Here is a 17,444-nt window from a genome sequence, read left to right as displayed (position 1 = left end):
TGAAAGCTGAAACTACATCCGCTCCGGCACATCGATGCCAAGGGTCGCCAAAACCAGTTCGAGCTGTCGTCCGGTTGTCGCGGCCAGTTTCAGCCGGGACTGGCGCAAGCCATCATCGGCTTCATCATTGATGCGGCAATTGGCATAGAATTTCGAGAAAGCCTGGGCCAGCGTGTAGGCATGATCGCACAGAATATGCGGCATCCGCTTGTCGCAGGCTGCCTGCATCGCCGGGGTAAAGCCGGCGAGCGCCAATACCAGATCACGCTCGGCTGCTTCCACGATCATGACTGGCGCATCGTCGATGACGCTGCCGGCCTTTTCCAGCACCGATTTGATCCGTACCGTCGCATATAAGAGATAGGGGCCGGTTTTACCCTCAAAAGATAAAAACTTATCCAAATCAAAGATATAGTTCGTTGTGCGCGGGTTGGAGAGATCAGCAAATTTCAGCGCGGCCATGCCGACCTTTGCCGAAATATCCGCCAACTCTTCAGATGAGTACCCCTTGCCGGAGAGGCTTGCGGTCACCCGGTCAATGGCGCCGGCTTTCATCTGGTCGAGCAGCACGCGCAAGGGCAGCGCGTCCCCCTCACGGGTCTTGTAGGGCTTGTTATCCGGCCCGTTGATGGTGCCGAACCCGAGATGCTCAAGTCTTTCCTCCGGAAAGAGACCCATTTTGTCCGAGGCCCGGAAAACCTGCTCGAAATGCTGGGACTGGCGGGCATCCACCACATACAGGATCAGATCCGGATCGAGGCTCTGCTTCCGGTCCATGATCGTGGCAAGGTCCGTCGAGCCATATAGCACAGAGCCATCCTGACTGATCATGATCAGCGGCGGGATCTCTTTCTTGTCATCTTCACGCGCGACACGGATGACCCGTGCGCCTTCTGACTCTTCAAGAATGTCCTGCGCTTCCAGTTGCTCGATCAGCGGCGCAATGAAAGGGTGGGCATCAGCCTCCCCCTTCCACAAATCGAAGGTGACACCAAGATCAGCATATTCCCGGCGCAGCCCTTCTTGCGAAACACGCACAAAATGCTGCCACAGCGCGCGATAGCCGGGCCGCCCTGCCTGCAGATCAGAGGTTGCCCGGCGCGCTTCATCGTTGCGTTCCTTGTCCGCCTTGCAGACGGCAGAAGCGACCGGATAAATCCGCGCAAGGTCTTCCAGTGTAACCGGGCTTTGTGCCGGATACGGCCCGTCAAAGGACTCGTCGAAATAGGGCAGGTCCGGCATTTCCCGCTTCACCTGCATCAGCAGCTGGCCCATCTGCTTGCCCCAGTCGCCCAGATGAATGTCGCCCGTGACATCATCGCCAGCAAGACGCATCAGCCTTTTCAGGCTTTCGCCAATAATCGCGGAGCGCAAATGTCCCACATGAAGCGGCTTGGCCACATTAGGGCCGCCATAATCCATCACCAGTGTCTTTGGTGCTGGCGACACCCAGGCACCGGTTCTGTCATCACCAGCTATCTCATCGGCAATCCCGGCGAGATAGGCATCTGTCAGTGTGAGGTTGATAAAGCCGGGCCCGGCCAGCGACACGTCTGCCAGTTCGTCACGCTTTTCCAGAATGGCAGCGACCTGTTCGCCCAGTGCACGCGGGTTCTGTTTTGCCTGCTTGGCGGCGGCCAGCGCACCATTGCACTGAAACTGGGCCAGATCTGGCCGGTCAGAAACCTGCACCTTGCCAAAACCAGCATCCAGCCCTGCTTCAGCAAAAGCATTGCCCACAAGGCCCGAAAGGCGATCAATCAGGGAAACAGTCACGGGAAATGTCAGCCTTCAGAGTTAGCCGTCAAGGCCGGGAAATTTCAGGCTTTCACCAGAGCGGTTGAAAATCACCTGATCGCGCGTCACGGCCAGCCCGACAATAATTTCAAAATTGATCCCGGAGATGGTCTCGTTGGCGCGCGGAATCAGAATGTCATTGATGCTCTCAGTGATGGTCACCACATCCTGCCCGCGGCGGAATTTCACTGGCACAGTAAATTCCTGCTTGGCAATCAGGTCGCGATTGGTGCGCGTGACGGCGACAAAATACGTCACGTCCCTGACATCGCCATCAGCCATGGGGCCGCGCCCGATCGACAGTTCAACGTCCAGCGCTGCTTCAATCGGCTCATCGGCAAAATAGCGGCAGGCCGTCGTCACATCCTTCACTTCACCGGACCAAGCTATGGTCTCCAGCGCAGGCTCTCCGGCAAATTCAATGAAACGTCCGGCATCCTGCAGCACCACAACATTGGGGCACGGGGCCGGGTTGCGCTCCTGGGAAGCACGATAACGCTCCTGCGCTTCCTGGGAGGCACAGGCGGTGGCGGCAAATGCGAGGAAAACTGCGGCAATGCGTTTCATTTATCTGTCCAATACTGCTAAACGGCCTTCAGCTTGCCATGATGGCCGGGTCTTTACAATGTGGCACTGGTAGCCACTTATGGAAATGTGCGCAATGGCCCGGTGCGGCGAGATATCATGAAAGTGTGTCCATGGAAGAGATGAACCCTGTGAAAAGAGACCTGACCGTATTGCTGACCGCCCCGCGTGGCTTTTGTGCCGGGGTTGACCGCGCGATTGAAATCGTCGAGCGGGCATTGGAGAAATTTGGCGCGCCAGTCTTTGTGCGCCACGAAATTGTCCATAATGACCATGTGGTCGGCCGCCTGCGGGATATGGGCGCTGTCTTTATTGATGAACTGGAGGAAGCACCTGACGATCGCCCGGTCATCTTCTCCGCCCATGGCGTGCCGAAATCCGTTCCGGCTGAAGCCGAGCAGCGCAACATGATCTTTGTGGATGCCACCTGCCCGCTCGTCTCCAAGGTGCATGTTGAAACCGAGCGCCACAGCACTCAGGGTCTTGAAATCCTGCTGATCGGCCATGCCGGCCACCCGGAAGTCGTCGGCACGATGGGACAGTTGCCGGACGGGGAAATCAAGCTGATCGAAACCGAGGAAGATGCGGAAAAATTTGAGCCGCAGGACCCGGACAAACTCGCCTATGTGACCCAGACTACCCTGTCCGTAGACGACACCGCGGCGATTGTTGGCATACTGCAACGGCGCTTCCCGAATATCTCGATGCCGCATAAGGAAGACATCTGCTACGCCACGACCAACCGCCAGGAAGCGGTCAAGGCGATTGCCCCGCGCGCGCAGGCGCTGATCGTGATCGGTGCCGAAACCTCCTCCAACTCAAAGCGCCTGGTAGAAGTCGGGGAGCGCCATGGATGTCGTTTTGCCGTTCTTGCCGCCGAAGCTGCACATGTAGACTGGGACAAACTTGAATCAGTGAAACCGGACACCGTGGGCGTGACGGCCGGGGCCTCCGCACCGGAACATCTGGTGCAGGAAGTCGTGGAGGCTCTTAAAGCACGCTATAATGTGACGGTTGAAACCATAGAGACCGCGAAGGAAGACGTGACCTTCAAAATTCCGCGCCTCCTTACTGCCTGAGCATTGACTGATGGCTGTCTACACGCCCGTCTCTGACGCCGATCTTGCTAACTTTCTGGAGAGCTATGATGTCGGGCACGCCATCAGCTTCAAAGGCATTGCGGAAGGTGTTGAGAACACAAATTACTTTCTGCAGACGGATCGTGATCGCTATATCCTGACCCTGTTCGAAAAACGGGTGCCCAAGCAGGATTTGCCATTCTTCATGGCACTGATGAACCATGTAGTTGAAGCCGGATTGCCCGCTGCTGCGCCCGTCAGCAACAGCGCCGGGCAGACGCTGGGCCAGCTGAATGGCAGGCCGGCAGCGCTGATTGCCTTTCTGGATGGCACCTCAAAAACCGCGCCCGAGAAGGCCGCGTGCGCCGCCTGTGGCACCATGCTGGCCCGCCTGCATCAGGCAACGGCAGATTTTGACCAGACACGCGACAATGCATTTTCCCTGCCTGGCTGGCAGAGGCTGGCACAGGATTGCAAGGCAGAGGCGAACAGATGCGCTGATGATCTCAACACCTTCATCCGCGATGAACTTGCCTTCCTGCAACAGCACTGGCCCGGGCCGGACGCACTGCCGCGCGCGGTTGTTCATACGGACCTGTTTCCGGACAATGTGCTGTTTCGGGATAACCGGATCAGCGGCGTCATAGATTTCTATTTTGCCTGTACGGATTTTTACGCTTTCGATCTGGCAGTCACACTCAATGCCTGGTGCTTTGATGAGACGCATGTCTTTCAGGTGGATCATGCGCGGGCGCTCCTCATGGCCTATCAGGAACACCGGCCACTTGACGCTGCTGAAAAAAAGGCCCTGCCTGTATTTTTGCGCGGCAGCGCCTTACGCTTTGTGCTGACCCGGCTTTATGACTGGATCAACCAGGACCCCATAGCTCTGGTGAGCGTGAAAGACCCGCTTGAATATCGCGACAAACTGCGCTTTCACCAGCAAAATGATTTCTGGAATTTGATTGATGAGTAATATTCATATTTATACGGATGGTGCCTGTTCCGGCAATCCCGGTCCCGGTGGCTGGGGCGTGTTGATACAACGCGCCAACGCAGAAGAAGAACTGTGCGGCGGCGCGGCGGAGACCACCAATAACCGTATGGAAATGATGGCTGCCATCAAGGCCCTTGAGCAACTGCCAGCCGGTGAAGCTGTCACCCTGCACACGGATTCCACGTATGTGATGAAAGGCATCACCGAGTGGATCAAAGGCTGGAAAGCCAGAGACTGGAAAAACAGTCAGAAGAAGCCGGTCAAGAATAAAGACCTCTGGCTCGTCCTCGACGAACTGGTCAGCACCCGTCAGGTGACCTGGAAATGGGTCAAAGGCCATGCCGGTAACAAAGGCAATGAACGCGCCGACGCCCTCGCCAATCAGGGCATGGAAGCGGTGCGCTAGACCGCGACACCCCTCTTCAGTTTGGGAGACGATTCCCGCGTCATCCTTGAAAATATAAGCTTTGCGACTCAGCCAAAGACGCGGCGTAAAATCTCTGATGTGCGCTTGACCGGATCACGGCGGATCGCCGCTTCTTCCTGGCCGATATAATAGAAAACGCCGTCAAGGCCCTTGCTGACACCATGGTCAATCAACTGGTCCTTGGCATCAGCGCCATATTGTGGGGCCAGGGGGATATTCCGCATACTGGCAACGAGATTGTCATATGTCTGGATGGCCCCGGCCTGTTGCAGGGCATTCACCATTATCGGCCGGAAAAGGGAAGTCAATCGCGGCGTGGTCGTCCGCTGAAGGTACTGCGTGGCGGCGTTGGACGGGCCACGCACAATGCCGATCGCATCCTGAATGGACAGGCTCGATACAGCCTGCACAAAAATATCACGCGCCACTGGCGCGGCAGCTTCTGCCCCCCGGTTCAGTTGCACCTGCAGGTTGTCCAGCGCGCCGGAAAGACCAAAACGCGCAAGCGTTGTCTGTGTCTCACCAAGGAATCCCGGCAGCGGTATGCGGATAATACCGTCATTGAGATACCCGCCATTGCGGCCAACAGTGGAGATGGCGCTGCCGATGCCATTATTCAGTGCAGCGCGAATGCCCGCCGCAGCCTCCGCCTGTGTCAACCCGACGCCACTGGTGCCGCCGGTTGTCTCCGCGAGGATACCAAGGAGTGCTTCCTGGTCCGCTGTGGTACAGGCCGTGACACCGAGCCCCAGTGCAGAAGCCATCAGCGTACGTCTTGTCATCAATGAAGTCATGGTATCCTCCTTATTGGTATGCGGTATTTCAGGAGCAGCCTAAAGCTGCCCCAGCATGTAATCGGCAGAAGAAACTTCATAAGCGCCGCCCTGCTCGATATTCAGCTCGGCGACACTGCCATCATCCACAATCATGGAGAAACGCTGAGAACGACCGCCCATGCCGAAGCCGGACGCATCCAGTTCGAGGCCCAGGGCCTTGGTGAACGCACCATTGCCGTCAGCGACCATCACGACCTTGCCTTGCGCACCCTGGTCTTTCGCCCAGGCATCCATGACAAAGGCGTCATTGACTGACATACAAACAATCTGGTCAACGCCCTTCTGCGCCAGCGCTTCAGCCTGTTCCACGAAACCCGGCAGGTGCTTTGCCGAACAGGTCGGCGTGAACGCCCCCGGCACGGCAAAAAAAGCGGTCTTCTTGCCCGCGAACAGTTCCCCCGTCTGCGCTTCCTGGGGGCCTTCCGGCGTGCCCAGCATTACTTTCACGTCCGGTAGCTTGTCACCTTTGGCAATCGTCATGATTCTCTCCTTCCAGAATTCTCTCAGATAGGTGTTAGGCGTTTGCGCTCCTTGCGTCCAGTCACGGCAGTGCCTAGCTTGGGTTACATGATAGAATTGAACACACGCACCCCGATGCCGGAATCCCTTACGGGCCAGTTGCTCCTGGCGATGCCGAACCTGAAAGAAGGATGCTTCGAGCAATCCGTTGTCCTTATCTGCTCTCACGATGAGAGCCACGCCATGGGGCTGATCGTGAACAAGCAAATCACGGATATGAGTTTCGCCACCCTTCTGGCACAGCTGGATATGGAAGCAGACACACTGGCGACAGACAGAAAACTGCATTTTGGCGGGCCCGTTGAGACAAAGCGCGGGCTGATCCTGCACGACCTCTCGCACCAGAGTGACGAAACGGTTCACGTGACAGATGAGATCGGGCTCACAGCCACACGACAGATGCTGGAAGACCTGAATGAGGGGCGCATCGGCCAGGATGCCAACTCGCCCGCGCTCTTATGCATGGGCCATGCTGGCTGGGCACCGGGCCAACTGGAAGGCGAACTGGCGCAAAATGCCTGGCTGAACATTCCTGCCACGCGCGATCTGGTTTTCAACGCCCGGCCGGACAAAACCTGGGAACACGCGCTGGCAGGCATGGGCGTCAGCAAATCCATGTTCTCGGCAGAATGGTCAGACACGCGCCATCCCGATGCGCCATTGAATTAAGTGGTGTACTGACTGCCGGATCAGCTATCAGCGCAGGTCCCCGACAATCGCCTGCGAGGTCTGGTCCGGCTCGCCTGCTGCTTCCGGGGCACCATAATAGAAGCCTTGCGCAAAGTCGCAGCCAAGGTCGTGCAGGAGACGGGCCGTTGCCTGATTCTCAATGCCTTCCACCACAACCTGCGCCCCGGCACGACGCGCCATATCCATGATGCCGGCGAGCAATTTTTCTGCCTGCGGATTATTTGGCAAAGACGTGATCAAAGAGCGGTCCGTCTTGATCATATCAAACGGGAATTTGCCCAGACGGCTGATCTGGGAATGGCCGGAGCCAAGATCATCAAGTGCCAGTCTGGCCCCTGCCTTGCGCAAGGCCGTTGCTACACTGAGGGCCTTGTCCTGATCTTTCAGAACGTGACTTTCCGTCAGTTCCACCACAAGAGATCCTTTTGGCAATCGGTGCTGCCTGATTTCAGCCTGAACGATTTCAACAAGTTCATCGCTCAGGAGGCTGTCTGCCGTGACATTGAATGACACAAACTGGCCAAGCCCCGGCTGTGCCTGCAGCCATGATGCCAGTTCTGCGGCGGCTTCGCGGGCCACCACCCGGATGATGTCCGCCTCGATGCCAGCCTCAACTGCTGCATGAATAAACTGATCCGCAGACATACCGTCTGGATGACCCGGCTGCTGCCAGCGCGCCAGCGCTTCAAAGCCGATAATTTCTTCATCACTGACCCGGATGATAGGCTGAAAATATGTGCGGATTTCGGCATTCGTCAATGCGGCGCGCAACCGATCCATGTCGGACTTGCGCGCGCCAGCTTCGCGCTGTGCTGCCACCTGCTTCATGTCATCGGGCATTGTGCGGGGCGCAGCACCGGCAGCTTCTACCTGCGCATAAATGCGGGAGATGAAGCCATCTGCATCCAGTTCCCGGTTACCGGTCAGGCGCACCGGCGCCCCGTTATGCAACCCAACCGTCAGGTCAAAAGCACCGGCCTGGGGGTCACCGCCACCAAGGATCGCCTCATCATACTGATCGAGGTCACTATGGGCGATCAGTCCACGCATGGTTTCAGGCGAGAGGTCTTCGGCGCTATTGACGCCGAACATCGAAATCACCTCGTCTGAGGCCTGAACACCTTCTTCAGCCGTCCACTGCCAGGCGGGATTGTTTGCTGCCGCTGCCGCAACAGCACCAGCTGCAGCCAGCCCAGAGGCAACCGCCACAGGAGCCGCCCGTTTTTCGCCAGGGCGTTTCCCCCAAAGCGCCGAGATCGGAGATTCGCCCTGGGCTATCTTTCCGGCGGTTTCGGAGTCTTTAACTTCTTCTCGCGACGGCTGTGGCGGCATCGGGGCCGTTTCCACACTGTCCGCATCATCTGTCGCCAGCACGGGCTCTCGGCGGGAAGGCTTGACGCTTGGGGCACGCCGCTCTGGCGCAACCAGTGGCGTGTCTTCCACATCCGTCAGCCCGGCAGGCAGCGCGCGGTCATCTTCGCGAAAGGCAACAGCTGGTTCATTGCGTGACATGCCGCCTACGGCAATCGGCGCGGCAGCATCCGCCTTGACCGGCACCAGCGCCATCAACCCGGCGAGAATGACCCCCCCGGTCAGCATCACATGAGGTGTAATCGCGCCAATCCAGTTGGTAACGCCCATATTACCGCCAATGATAATGGCAAGAATAGAGGCACTGGCCAGCATCACTCCCGGCGCAACAAGCATCGCGCGTTTATCAGACCCGAAGCCCTGATGCAGCACCATGATTGTGGCAAAGAAAGCTGTCGCAGCAATCACAAGACGCATCGGTCCGTCCGCGTCCAGCGCGCCAACAAAACCGGCAACGCCAAGCCCCACGGCCCCAAGCATGGCCAGCAGCATCAATGCTCCCAGAAGTGCATTATTACGCGCAGCCCTGACACTAGCGGTCAGAAACAAAAGCACCGTGGTGACGAAAAGTCCCTGCAGCACAACAGCGCTGCCTTCTGGCAGAAAGTCCACGCGCCCGAAGGCCAGCGCTTCCATCATCGCTGTCATCCCGCACAATCCTGCGGCTGTCGCGGCTGTGCCGCTGCGTCGAAAAAGGGCGATTACCAGAAACAGGAACAGGCTGCCCCCAAGGATGGCGAGAATAATACCTTCGCTCAACATGATCTCACGCGGATAGGAAATTGCCTGCGCGCGCGCCTGCTCAAAAAACTCACCAAGTTGTGCTATTGCCAAAATACTGTCCACTTTAACCTCACCCCATCACCCTGACAGGTCTTAACTGTCCCCTTGCAAAGACCGGAACCCGACGGATAATTGTCGCCGTCAGGGCTCATGGGTGCAAGGGAAAAATGGTCTCCGCGCTCATGGATGCAAAATTGGCTCCAGTTTTCGCGTCAGAAGTGTTCTTGTGGCACTTTTGCAAGCGTTTGCAGGGCGGCCTCAAAGTCACCAGGCAAAAGGGCAAAGAGCAGATGATCCTGCCTTTTCCCGTCGATTTGCAGGTATTGCCGGGCAAGCCCTTCCTGCCGGAACCCGGCTTTGGTGAGCAGATTGGCTGATGGCTGATTATGCACCAGACAGGCTGCCTCAACGCGCGTGAGACCAAGTAGTTCAAAAGCATGGGTAACAACGGCGCACACCGCCGCAAAAGCATAACCACATCTGGTATGCTCTGCGCCAACCCAATACCCAAGTGTCGCTGTCATAGCAGCGCGATAGCGAATGTTAGACAGGGTGCAGCCGCCAACAAGAGCATCATCCCGGGTCCTGAAGATGAAATAAGGGCGCGCGGTGCCTGCCCGGATGTCATGGGCATATAACCGCAACTTCTTTCGGAAAACCGGTCTTGTCAGCTCTTGCTCAAGCCAGCGCGGCTCAAATGGTTGCAGATGGCTCTGGCTCTTGCCACGCAGATCAGCCCATGCGTCATAGTCTTCTGCTCTGGGATAGCGCAGATATACCTCTTCCTGACAGAGCACAGGATTGCGCGGATCATTCAGCGGATAGTCCCAGAGTGCCATGATTTGTTCTGCCCGGTTCTTCAGGATGCAGACAGGATATGCTGTTTCATGATGGCAAGGTCATTCGGCAAAACGCTGAACCGCTCCTCACGCTCAAACAGGTCCTGAAGACCGGCTGGCAATTCTGGCCGCTTGCCTGTTGCCGCCTCAACAGCATCCGGGAATTTTGCCGGGTGCGCAGTAGACAGGGTGACGGCCGGACCGCTTATTCTGCCGCTTGCCCTTGCCTTTTCAGCGGCCACAAGCCCAACAGCTGTATGCGGATCAATCAATCTACCTGTCAGGTCACATACCCTGCCCATCATGCTTTCACATTCAGGTTCACTGGCAGCATAGGCTGCAAATTCTTCGCGTATTGAGGCAAGTATATTGTCAGACAGGGTGAATGCGCCCGTCTGCTTGAGGTCCCGCATGAGATGCGCGACAGCGCCGCTATCTCTGCCGAGCGCTTCGCTGATCAGTCGCTCAAAGTTGCTGGACACCTGAATATCCATTGACGGCGAAACCGTCCTGACAGTTTCCTGCGGCAGATAGGTCCCGGCGTCCAGCGTGCGCACCAAGATATCATTGGCATTTGTTGCGACACAGAGCACGTCCATCGGCAGGCCCATCCTTTTCGCCACATAGCCGGCGAAAATATCCCCGAAATTACCTGTCGGCACCACATAGGAGAACGCTCTGGCAGGCCCGCCAAGACTGGTCGCTGAGGTAAAGTAATACACCGCCTGTGCCATGATGCGGGCCCAGTTGATCGAGTTGATCGCCCCCATGCCTATCTCTGCGCGAAAGGTTTCGTCCGCGAACATTTCCTTTACCAGTGCCTGACAGTCATCAAATGTTCCCTGCACGGCAATGTTGTGAATGTTGGCCTCATGAACGCAGGTCATCATGCGGCGCTGTGTTTCAGAGACGCGGCCTTCGGGATGCAGAATGAATACATTGACATTGGCAAGACCGCGCAGGGCTTCAATCGCTGCAGCCCCCGTATCACCTGACGTAGCGCCGACAATCGTCAGGCGCTCGTTTTTCTCGCCCAGCACATGCTCGAAGAGCTGGCCAAGCAGTAACATGGCAAAATCCTTGAAGGCCAGTGTTGGTCCGTGGGAAAGTTCCAGCAGCCAGTCTGTCGGCCCAACCTGCGTGAGCGGCGCTGTCGCCGGATGCGCAAAACGGCGATAGGCCGCCTTGCACATTTCGCGCAGAATATCAGCAGGGATTTCGTCACCGATGAACGGGGCAACAACTGCCTGCGCAACCTCCGCATAGGGACGGCCCGTGAAACTGTCTATCTGTTCGCGCGAAAGGGACGGCCATGTTTCAGGCAGAAACAGGCCCCCGTCATCGGCAAGGCCTTTGAGCAAAACCTCGGTAAAGCTGCGGCCAGTGTCGTGGCCGCGCGTTGACAGATAGCGCATGTGATCTTCCTGACTTTCGAGGTCAGTTACATAGAAGGAATTTGTTTTCGGCGTAAGCGCCAATCAGCAGTTTTTGTCCCAGCCGGACAGCAGATGTGGCGCCGGACAGGCCTTCACCATCATCCTGAAAAAGTGCTTCAGGCATACCCTCCGCCTCATATGGCATTTCTATCTTCACTATGCGCGAGGGTGACAGCGCATCTGCGCTGCTTGTGTGTTTTGAAAACGACCATGGTTTTGGAATGGTCCCAACGAGAAGTGTGCCATCTTCAAGGCGGTTGATATTGTCGGGAAAGCCTTCAAGCGAGAGCGCACCGGCAGGTACGATTACGCCGGACCGGATGTCGCGATCAAATATGGCAACAGACTTGGCTGACGTTTCCGCCACATACAGCTTTGCCCCGTCAGCAGAAATCTCGATCCCGTTTGCCCGCTTCAGTTCATCAGCGGCGTTACTCCAGGAGCTGCCGTCAAAATAGAGAACCGAGCCGCTTGCCGTGCCGATGAGAAAGCCCAGATCCGAAAGCAAACCACGGCCTGCGCCCTGGCTTGAGTTGGTGACATAGAATTCAGACGGGCCAACAGCAACAACACTGTTTGGTGAGGTCAATCTGGTGTCTGTCAGTGTCTGCGCCAGGTCGAGGCGACCATCCGGCCCGACATCATAGATGAGAACCGATGGCCTGGCAGCATTGACCACGAACAGCCTGTGCACCTCTTCATCCTTGTAAAGATCGATACCCAGTGGCTCAAAAACGGCGGGGACACCGCCTGTCCTGTCGCGCCAGGACGCTGTGTCCAGCGGGTTTTCAGGGTCAAATGCTATAATCGCCCCTCTGACCTGGCCTGAAATGTCACGGCGATCCATTGAAGACAGCCAGGCTCGTTTCAGGCTCACATCCGCCGCCATGTCTTCGACACCCGGCACGCCGACCACGGGGATGCAACTGCCCGCATAGGCTGTCTCATATTCTTGAAAGACATTGAGATGACGCATGGCAACGTATGCCCCGCCCAGCCCGATGATCGCGAGAAGGAGAACCAGAACACAGGACACGACAAACAAACGCATATGCAAAACATCTTTATTTTGAGCCAACCAAAGCGCAACGCCCCAACGGGCGCAAGCAAAGCTGCGCGAAAGTGCCCAATATGACAAAAATTTAGGGCAGAGTTTCCACGGCCCTAACCACATGCAAGAATTTGCTTGCAATGCGATAAGTCGCGTTTTATCAGGCGCGTTCTGATTTTAACGCCATGTCCTTGACGGAGCGCGGACCATGAAAAAAGACATTCACCCTGAATACCACATGATCAATGTGGTGATGACAGACGGCACAACATTCCAGACACGCTCTACATATGGCGAGCCTGGTGCAACATTGCAGCTTGATATCGACCCCACATCCCACCCTGCCTGGACTGGTGGTCCGCAGCGTGTTTCTGAAAAAGGTCGTGTATCTGCGTTCAAAAACAAGTTTGGCAATTTCGGCCTGTAGTCTCAGGCTCTCTTTTATGTTCATGAAAAAGCCCGCAGCGATGCGGGCTTTTTGCTGTCATATTATTAAACAACTGTCTGATTACAGGCCATTGGAAAAAGCGGCCTGCAGGCTGCGTAGCTGACCAGCTGCATCGCCGCTGGAGACCGGGGCCTGTGCTGTCGCGAAGATGTCCGCATCAATGCGCGAAATGCGCTGATAGAGCAGACGTGTTTCGTCGCGCAATTCATGCAGGCGCTGCGGCAGGCTGGCCTCTTCATCCTCAGCTTCTGCGCGGCGCGCGGTGTCCGGTTTGCCAAGGCGATATTTATCTTCAGCAGCCTCGGCATAGCTCATTTCATTTTCGCGCACGGCGCGTAGCACCAAAAGCCAGGAGGCAATCTGCATGAGGCGTGTGGTCAGTCGCATCGACACTGCTGCATATGCCAAAGCCTGTGAGCGGGACAAGTCCTTGGCAGCTTCGCGCCCCTCGCCGTCCAGATAGGTGGCGGTCTCTTCAACCAGCTCCATGCCTTCGGCGAATATGTTGTTGAACAGTTTTGATTGCACAAATCCCCGGACCTGTGCGCTTTCGACAACTGTTTCTTCTGATGGTTTTTCGTGTGGCGTCACCAGCCTGCACTCCTCAAATTCGAATTATATCTTCGCCTGTAATCGCCTGTGATGCAATCCGGCAGTTTATTTGTGTATTCCGTTGCGTCTGTTGCGTATCCAGCCCTGTCACTGATCCTTCTTCCGAAAAGTGCAGCATTGTCACACACCGTTGAAACACATAGAGCAATGGCCATGCCAGCAACCGGAACGCGAAAAAAGAACGCCGCATTTGTGCTTGGGGTAGATGGATGCCCCAAAGGGTGGCTGGCGGTGAGGCTTTTCCCGCATCGGGGTGTCCCGCAAAGCGTTGAGCAGACCATTTTCAGTAACTTTAACGACCTCCTGCGTTCTGAATGGGGACAGGCTGAGCTTGTCCTTATTGATATGCCCATCGGGCTTGCAGATCACGGCAGACGTGGCTGCGATACGCTTGCCCGCAGGAAACTCGGCAAGGGCCGCGCCGCCAGCGTCTTCCCCGCCCCGCGACGGCCCATGCTGGAATTTGCCACCTATGAGGCAGCAAATGCCTGGGGCAAGGCGCAAGGCAAAGACGCTGGCGGCGGCCTTTCAAAGCAGGCCTGGAATATCCTGCCCAAAATCCGCGAACTCGATGCCTGCCTGACGCCGGACCTGCAGGAAGTCGTTCGCGAAGCGCACCCGGAAGTCGCTTTTCTGCGCCTCAATGATGGCAGCCCCGTTGTCGCCCCCAAGAGAAAACTGGCCGGGCAACAGCAGCGCGCCCGCCTGCTGGAAGCGAATGGCCTGATGAATCTTAACCGCACCTGGCAACAGCTTGCTGCAGAACATCGACGACAGGCCGCCAAACTTGATGATTATTACGATGCCTGTGCGCTGGCGCTTACGGCCAGTTCTATCTGCCTCGACCAGCCGGTTTTGCATCTGACCGAAAACCTGACGGACCAACGCGGCCTGAAAATGGAAATCTGGGGCTGATCCGTTTCGGGGCACCAGATGTGTCAGCTCTTGAACAGGGCCTCGGCGGCAGCTGTTGCTCCTTGCCTTTTATCCAGCGCTGCTTCGCAACGCGCGATTTCACCGCGCAGTCGTTCAATGCGCTCGCCCAGATCACTGACTGACAGGGCGGACAGATCCTGCGCCGTCAGTTCATCAATCAGGCGTTCGCCGCGCGGATCAGCCACAGAGGCCTTCAAAACATCCTCCATAAGCGCTATCTCCTCTCCACTGTCGTTCTCACACTCATACATATAGGCGCTCCTGAAGCTGCCCTCCAGATGAAAAGGCCCTGCCCATGACTGACGTGACGCACATGACTGCCGTTGAAATCAGCGCACCGGGTGGCCCGGAAGTGCTGCAGAGTGTGCAGCGCCCTGTGCCGCAGCCGGGCGACGGCGCAGTGCTGATCCGGGTGGCAGCGGCCGGTGTCAACCGGCCAGATATTTTGCAGCGTATGGGACTTTATCCACCGCCAGCAGGCGCGAGTGACCTGCCGGGTCTTGAAGTTGCCGGTGAGGTCGTGGCGCTCGGCGCGGGCGTTGAAGAAAGCTGGCTTGGCAGGAAGGTTTGTGCCCTCATGGCCGGCGGCGGCTATGCTGACTATGCGGTTGCTGATGCAGGACTCTGCCTGCCAGTGCCGGACGCCCTGTCGATGATCGAGGCGGCAGCCTTGCCGGAAACTTTTTTCACGGTCTGGACCAATGTTTTCGAAGACGGCCGTCTGAATCCGGGCGAGCGGCTTCTGGTGCATGGCGGGACCAGCGGTATTGGCACCACGGCCATCGAACTGGCCCATGCCTTCGGGGCCGAGGTGGTCACCACTGCCGGGTCTGATGACAAATGCCAGACCCTGAAAGACATGGGGGTTGCTGCTGCTTTCAACTACAAAAGCGATGACTGGGAGAAACTGATCACAGAGGCCGGCGGCGTTGATGTTGTGCTTGATATGGTGGGCGGTGACTATGTGGCAAAGAACCTCAACTGCCTGAAGACCGGTGGGCGTCACGTCTCGATCGCTTTTCTTGGTGGTCTGACGGCACAAATCAATATCATGCAGATCATGCGCGGGCGATTGACCGTCACCGGTTCCACCTTGCGGGCGCGGGATCCGGATGAAAAAGCACGTATCGCCAGCGTCTTGAAGGACAAGGTTTGGCCATTGCTGAACGCTGGCAAGATCAAGCCCGTGATTGACAGCACCTTCCCGCTGGCGCAGGCCAACCAGGCACATGCGCTGATGGAAGCCTCGAGCCATATTGGCAAAATTGTTCTGACAACGGAAAGCTGATTCATAGCCATGACGGAATATCTTGCGCCGGGCCTGTTCCTGATCCTGTGGGTCGTCCATAGCTGGCTTGTGGAGCGCAGCCGCTGGCGCACTCATGCCCTTTCCTGGCACATGGAAGAAGAACGCCGCAAATGGATGCAGACCATGGCCCGGCGTGAATTGCGGATGATTGACACGAATATCATCAGTGGCCTGCAAAGCGGCACGGCCTTCTTTGCATCCACATCGTTGCTGGCCATCGGCGCGGCCTTCACCCTGTTGAACAACACAGACAGCTTTCTGGGAATTGCCCAGAGCCTGCCAGCCCTTGTGCGCACCTCTGATCCCACTGCCTTCCAGATCAAAGCCATCGGCCTGATGCTGCTTTACGCCTATGCCTTTCTGAAATTCGGCTGGGCCTACCGCCTGTTCAATTATGCGTCGATCCTGGTGGGGATGGTTCCCATGCCCAAGGAAGAAGACCGGGAAGCAGAGGTCGAGTCCTGTGTTGAAAAGGCAACCGCCATGTGCGTGGAGGCCGGGCGGGAATTCAATCGGGGGCAGCGCGCCTTCTTTATCGCTATCGGCTATCTCGGCTGGTTTTTCGGCGATATCTTTTTTGTTTTCAGCACCCTGGCCGTTTACACAATCATGGTGACCCGGCAGTTCTTCTCCCCGGCCCATCACGCCGTCGATTGACGCCTGCCCGTCGCCATACTTGCTTGACCTGAGTAGCCTGCCTGACGTGATCATGTTCCGCGTCCCACCTTGTCTTTCACTCAAATGCGACACGCATCATACGACACCACCAGAGGGGGCCCATAGATTTTCAGGGCCTTTATTCATTGAAAAGGCATAGGCCAGGCCGTGCGTAATCCGGTGATAAATAGCGGTTGGCATACTCCCCCAACCTGCTTATATGAAGCTTGTCGCATGACAGCTTTCCCCGATATTCATGGTGGTAAGCAGGACCGGAAGGAAATTCCGGTCTGGTGCATGAGCTATTTTTTCAGGCTGACCCTGTGAGGCACTCAGCCCAAGCCCAAGGAGAATTATGATGTCTGACGCCCCTTTGATGCCGAAAGCGACGGCAGTCTGGCTGATTGACAATACAGCCCTGACCTTTGACCAGATCGCGGATTTCTGTGTCCTGCATCCACTTGAAGTAAAAGGCATTGCTGATGGTGATGTGGCCGGCAGCGTGCGCGGGATTGATCCGGTGTCACAAAACCAGCTGACGCGGGAAGAAATTGAAAAAGGGGAAGCGGACCCGAAATACCGGTTGAAGCTGCTGCGCCCGAAAACAGTAGTCGTCACCAAGGCAAGCAAGAAGAAGCCTAAATATACGCCTGTTTCCAAGCGCCAGAACCGCCCGGACGCGATTGCCTGGATGGTGCGCAATCATCCGGAAGTCAGCGACGCGCAGATTTCCAAACTGCTGGGCACCACGAAAACCACGATCCAGTCTATCCGTGACCGCAGCCACTGGAATTCCTCCAATCTGGAGCCACGTGACCCGGTCGCACTTGGTCTGTGCAAACAAATGGAACTGGACATGGTCGTAAAGAAAGCAGCATCCAAGCTGCCGCCTGAGCCGGTAACGGATGAAACCAGCGAAGGACCAAGATTGCGCCCGGCTGCCGAGACCACCGCGCCTGCGGAACCGGAAGGGCAAAAAGCACCGGAAGATGTTGATATGAGCAAGGTGTTCTCGAATTTCACTGACATGGACAGTGAGAAATCTGACAGCTGAGCCTTTGGGCGGCGGGGA

19 protein-coding genes are annotated in these 17,444 nt (G+C 56.9%); 9 read left to right on the top strand and 10 right to left on the bottom strand.

Annotation, left to right across the window (positions count from 1 at the left end):
- Positions 1–12: 12 nt before the first annotated feature.
- A complete protein-coding gene (gene argS, locus RAL90_RS01920; protein WP_306252847.1) occupies positions 13–1,776 on the bottom strand; it encodes an arginine--tRNA ligase in 1,764 nt (587 codons plus the stop codon).
- A 21-nt stretch (positions 1,777–1,797) separates the two neighbouring features.
- Positions 1,798–2,364, bottom strand: coding sequence for a hypothetical protein (locus tag RAL90_RS01915; protein ID WP_306252846.1), 567 nt, complete (start codon positions 2,362–2,364; stop codon positions 1,798–1,800).
- Positions 2,365–2,504: 140 nt separating this feature from the next.
- Here RAL90_RS01915 and ispH point away from each other — a divergent pair, with 140 nt between their 5' ends.
- The 3 genes from ispH to rnhA are packed head-to-tail and all read left to right on the top strand — an operon-like array spanning position 2,505 to position 4,864.
- Positions 2,505–3,461 (top strand): 4-hydroxy-3-methylbut-2-enyl diphosphate reductase, encoded by a 957-nt coding sequence (gene ispH / locus RAL90_RS01910; RefSeq protein WP_372340493.1) that lies wholly within the window; start codon positions 2,505–2,507, stop codon positions 3,459–3,461.
- Between the two features lie 10 nt (positions 3,462–3,471).
- Positions 3,472–4,437 carry a homoserine kinase gene (locus tag RAL90_RS01905; RefSeq protein WP_306252844.1) on the top strand — a complete coding sequence of 322 codons (966 nt, stop codon included), beginning with the start codon at positions 3,472–3,474 and terminating at the stop codon, positions 4,435–4,437.
- Entirely contained in the window at positions 4,427–4,864 is a 438-nt protein-coding gene (rnhA, locus tag RAL90_RS01900) for a ribonuclease HI (protein WP_372340396.1), read from the top strand. The genes RAL90_RS01905 and rnhA overlap by 11 nt, the downstream gene beginning before the upstream one ends.
- A gap of 68 nt (positions 4,865–4,932) precedes the next feature.
- On the opposite strand, the gene RAL90_RS01895 is transcribed toward rnhA, so the two are convergent.
- Positions 4,933–5,679: a DUF4197 domain-containing protein gene (locus RAL90_RS01895; RefSeq protein ID WP_306252842.1), complete on the bottom strand. Its 747-nt coding sequence runs from the start codon at positions 5,677–5,679 to the stop codon at positions 4,933–4,935.
- A 39-nt stretch (positions 5,680–5,718) separates the two neighbouring features.
- On the bottom strand, positions 5,719–6,201 hold the full coding sequence (locus RAL90_RS01890) for a peroxiredoxin (RefSeq protein ID WP_306252841.1): 483 nt from the start codon (positions 6,199–6,201) through the stop codon (positions 5,719–5,721).
- A gap of 87 nt (positions 6,202–6,288) precedes the next feature.
- Between RAL90_RS01890 and RAL90_RS01885 the strand changes: the two genes are divergently transcribed.
- On the top strand, positions 6,289–6,909 hold the full coding sequence (locus tag RAL90_RS01885) for a YqgE/AlgH family protein (RefSeq protein ID WP_306252840.1): 621 nt from the start codon (positions 6,289–6,291) through the stop codon (positions 6,907–6,909).
- A gap of 27 nt (positions 6,910–6,936) precedes the next feature.
- Here RAL90_RS01885 and RAL90_RS01880 read toward each other — a convergent pair whose 3' ends face one another.
- The 4 genes from RAL90_RS01880 to RAL90_RS01865 form a co-directional block, all read right to left on the bottom strand.
- Positions 6,937–9,147, bottom strand: coding sequence for an EAL domain-containing protein (locus tag RAL90_RS01880; RefSeq protein WP_306252839.1), 2,211 nt, complete (start codon positions 9,145–9,147; stop codon positions 6,937–6,939).
- Between the two features lie 149 nt (positions 9,148–9,296).
- The gene (locus tag RAL90_RS01875) at positions 9,297–9,923 is read right to left on the bottom strand and encodes a GNAT family N-acetyltransferase (protein WP_306252838.1); all 627 of its coding nucleotides are present in this window, start codon (positions 9,921–9,923) and stop codon (positions 9,297–9,299) included.
- 20 nt (positions 9,924–9,943) lie between these two features.
- The gene (thrC, locus tag RAL90_RS01870) at positions 9,944–11,338 is read right to left on the bottom strand and encodes a threonine synthase (RefSeq protein ID WP_306252837.1); all 1,395 of its coding nucleotides are present in this window, start codon (positions 11,336–11,338) and stop codon (positions 9,944–9,946) included.
- A gap of 22 nt (positions 11,339–11,360) precedes the next feature.
- The gene (locus tag RAL90_RS01865) at positions 11,361–12,410 is read right to left on the bottom strand and encodes a strictosidine synthase family protein (RefSeq protein WP_306252836.1); all 1,050 of its coding nucleotides are present in this window, start codon (positions 12,408–12,410) and stop codon (positions 11,361–11,363) included.
- 208 nt (positions 12,411–12,618) lie between these two features.
- Between RAL90_RS01865 and rpmE the strand changes: the two genes are divergently transcribed.
- Complete coding sequence (gene rpmE, locus RAL90_RS01860; RefSeq protein ID WP_306252835.1) at positions 12,619–12,837, top strand: 50S ribosomal protein L31; 219 nt, start codon at positions 12,619–12,621, stop codon at positions 12,835–12,837.
- Between the two features lie 81 nt (positions 12,838–12,918).
- Here the strand turns inward: rpmE and RAL90_RS01855 are convergent, their stop codons facing one another.
- Positions 12,919–13,449 (bottom strand): DUF1465 family protein, encoded by a 531-nt coding sequence (locus RAL90_RS01855; protein WP_306252834.1) that lies wholly within the window; start codon positions 13,447–13,449, stop codon positions 12,919–12,921.
- Positions 13,450–13,623: 174 nt separating this feature from the next.
- Between RAL90_RS01855 and RAL90_RS01850 the strand changes: the two genes are divergently transcribed.
- On the top strand, positions 13,624–14,385 hold the full coding sequence (locus RAL90_RS01850) for a DUF429 domain-containing protein (protein ID WP_306252833.1): 762 nt from the start codon (positions 13,624–13,626) through the stop codon (positions 14,383–14,385).
- A 23-nt stretch (positions 14,386–14,408) separates the two neighbouring features.
- On the opposite strand, the gene RAL90_RS01845 is transcribed toward RAL90_RS01850, so the two are convergent.
- Positions 14,409–14,657 carry a DUF1192 domain-containing protein gene (locus tag RAL90_RS01845; RefSeq protein ID WP_306252832.1) on the bottom strand — a complete coding sequence of 83 codons (249 nt, stop codon included), beginning with the start codon at positions 14,655–14,657 and terminating at the stop codon, positions 14,409–14,411.
- A 44-nt stretch (positions 14,658–14,701) separates the two neighbouring features.
- Here RAL90_RS01845 and RAL90_RS01840 point away from each other — a divergent pair, with 44 nt between their 5' ends.
- The 3 genes from RAL90_RS01840 (at position 14,702) to RAL90_RS01830 (ending at position 17,426) form a co-directional block, all read left to right on the top strand.
- Positions 14,702–15,694: an NAD(P)H-quinone oxidoreductase gene (locus RAL90_RS01840; protein ID WP_306252831.1), complete on the top strand. Its 993-nt coding sequence runs from the start codon at positions 14,702–14,704 to the stop codon at positions 15,692–15,694.
- A gap of 9 nt (positions 15,695–15,703) precedes the next feature.
- Positions 15,704–16,372 (top strand): DUF599 domain-containing protein, encoded by a 669-nt coding sequence (locus RAL90_RS01835; RefSeq protein ID WP_306252830.1) that lies wholly within the window; start codon positions 15,704–15,706, stop codon positions 16,370–16,372.
- Positions 16,373–16,730: 358 nt separating this feature from the next.
- Entirely contained in the window at positions 16,731–17,426 is a 696-nt protein-coding gene (locus tag RAL90_RS01830) for a DUF1013 domain-containing protein (RefSeq protein WP_306252829.1), read from the top strand.
- Positions 17,427–17,444 lie beyond the last annotated feature (18 nt).

It is taken from the genome of Parvularcula sp. IMCC14364 (assembly GCF_030758415.1).
Taxonomy (GTDB): domain Bacteria; phylum Pseudomonadota; class Alphaproteobacteria; order Caulobacterales; family Parvularculaceae; genus Aquisalinus.
The sequence above is the reverse complement of the archived record's forward strand: the minus strand, read 5'-3'. Positions and strand labels throughout refer to the sequence as shown.

Coding starts and splice junctions, on each gene's coding strand:
- RAL90_RS01915 (WP_306252846.1), bottom strand. CDS start 2,364: ATGAAACGCATTGCCGCAGTTTTCCTCGCATTTGCCGCCACCGCCTGT.
- ispH (WP_372340493.1), top strand. CDS start 2,505: ATGAACCCTGTGAAAAGAGACCTGACCGTATTGCTGACCGCCCCGCGT.
- RAL90_RS01905 (WP_306252844.1), top strand. CDS start 3,472: ATGGCTGTCTACACGCCCGTCTCTGACGCCGATCTTGCTAACTTTCTG.
- RAL90_RS01895 (WP_306252842.1), bottom strand. CDS start 5,679: ATGACTTCATTGATGACAAGACGTACGCTGATGGCTTCTGCACTGGGG.
- RAL90_RS01890 (WP_306252841.1), bottom strand. CDS start 6,201: ATGACGATTGCCAAAGGTGACAAGCTACCGGACGTGAAAGTAATGCTG.
- RAL90_RS01885 (WP_306252840.1), top strand. CDS start 6,289: ATGATAGAATTGAACACACGCACCCCGATGCCGGAATCCCTTACGGGC.
- RAL90_RS01875 (WP_306252838.1), bottom strand. CDS start 9,923: ATGGCACTCTGGGACTATCCGCTGAATGATCCGCGCAATCCTGTGCTC.
- thrC (WP_306252837.1), bottom strand. CDS start 11,338: ATGCGCTATCTGTCAACGCGCGGCCACGACACTGGCCGCAGCTTTACC.
- RAL90_RS01865 (WP_306252836.1), bottom strand. CDS start 12,410: ATGCGTTTGTTTGTCGTGTCCTGTGTTCTGGTTCTCCTTCTCGCGATC.
- rpmE (WP_306252835.1), top strand. CDS start 12,619: ATGAAAAAAGACATTCACCCTGAATACCACATGATCAATGTGGTGATG.
- RAL90_RS01850 (WP_306252833.1), top strand. CDS start 13,624: ATGCCAGCAACCGGAACGCGAAAAAAGAACGCCGCATTTGTGCTTGGG.
- RAL90_RS01845 (WP_306252832.1), bottom strand. CDS start 14,657: ATGTATGAGTGTGAGAACGACAGTGGAGAGGAGATAGCGCTTATGGAG.
- RAL90_RS01840 (WP_306252831.1), top strand. CDS start 14,702: ATGACTGACGTGACGCACATGACTGCCGTTGAAATCAGCGCACCGGGT.
- RAL90_RS01835 (WP_306252830.1), top strand. CDS start 15,704: ATGACGGAATATCTTGCGCCGGGCCTGTTCCTGATCCTGTGGGTCGTC.
- RAL90_RS01830 (WP_306252829.1), top strand. CDS start 16,731: ATGTCTGACGCCCCTTTGATGCCGAAAGCGACGGCAGTCTGGCTGATT.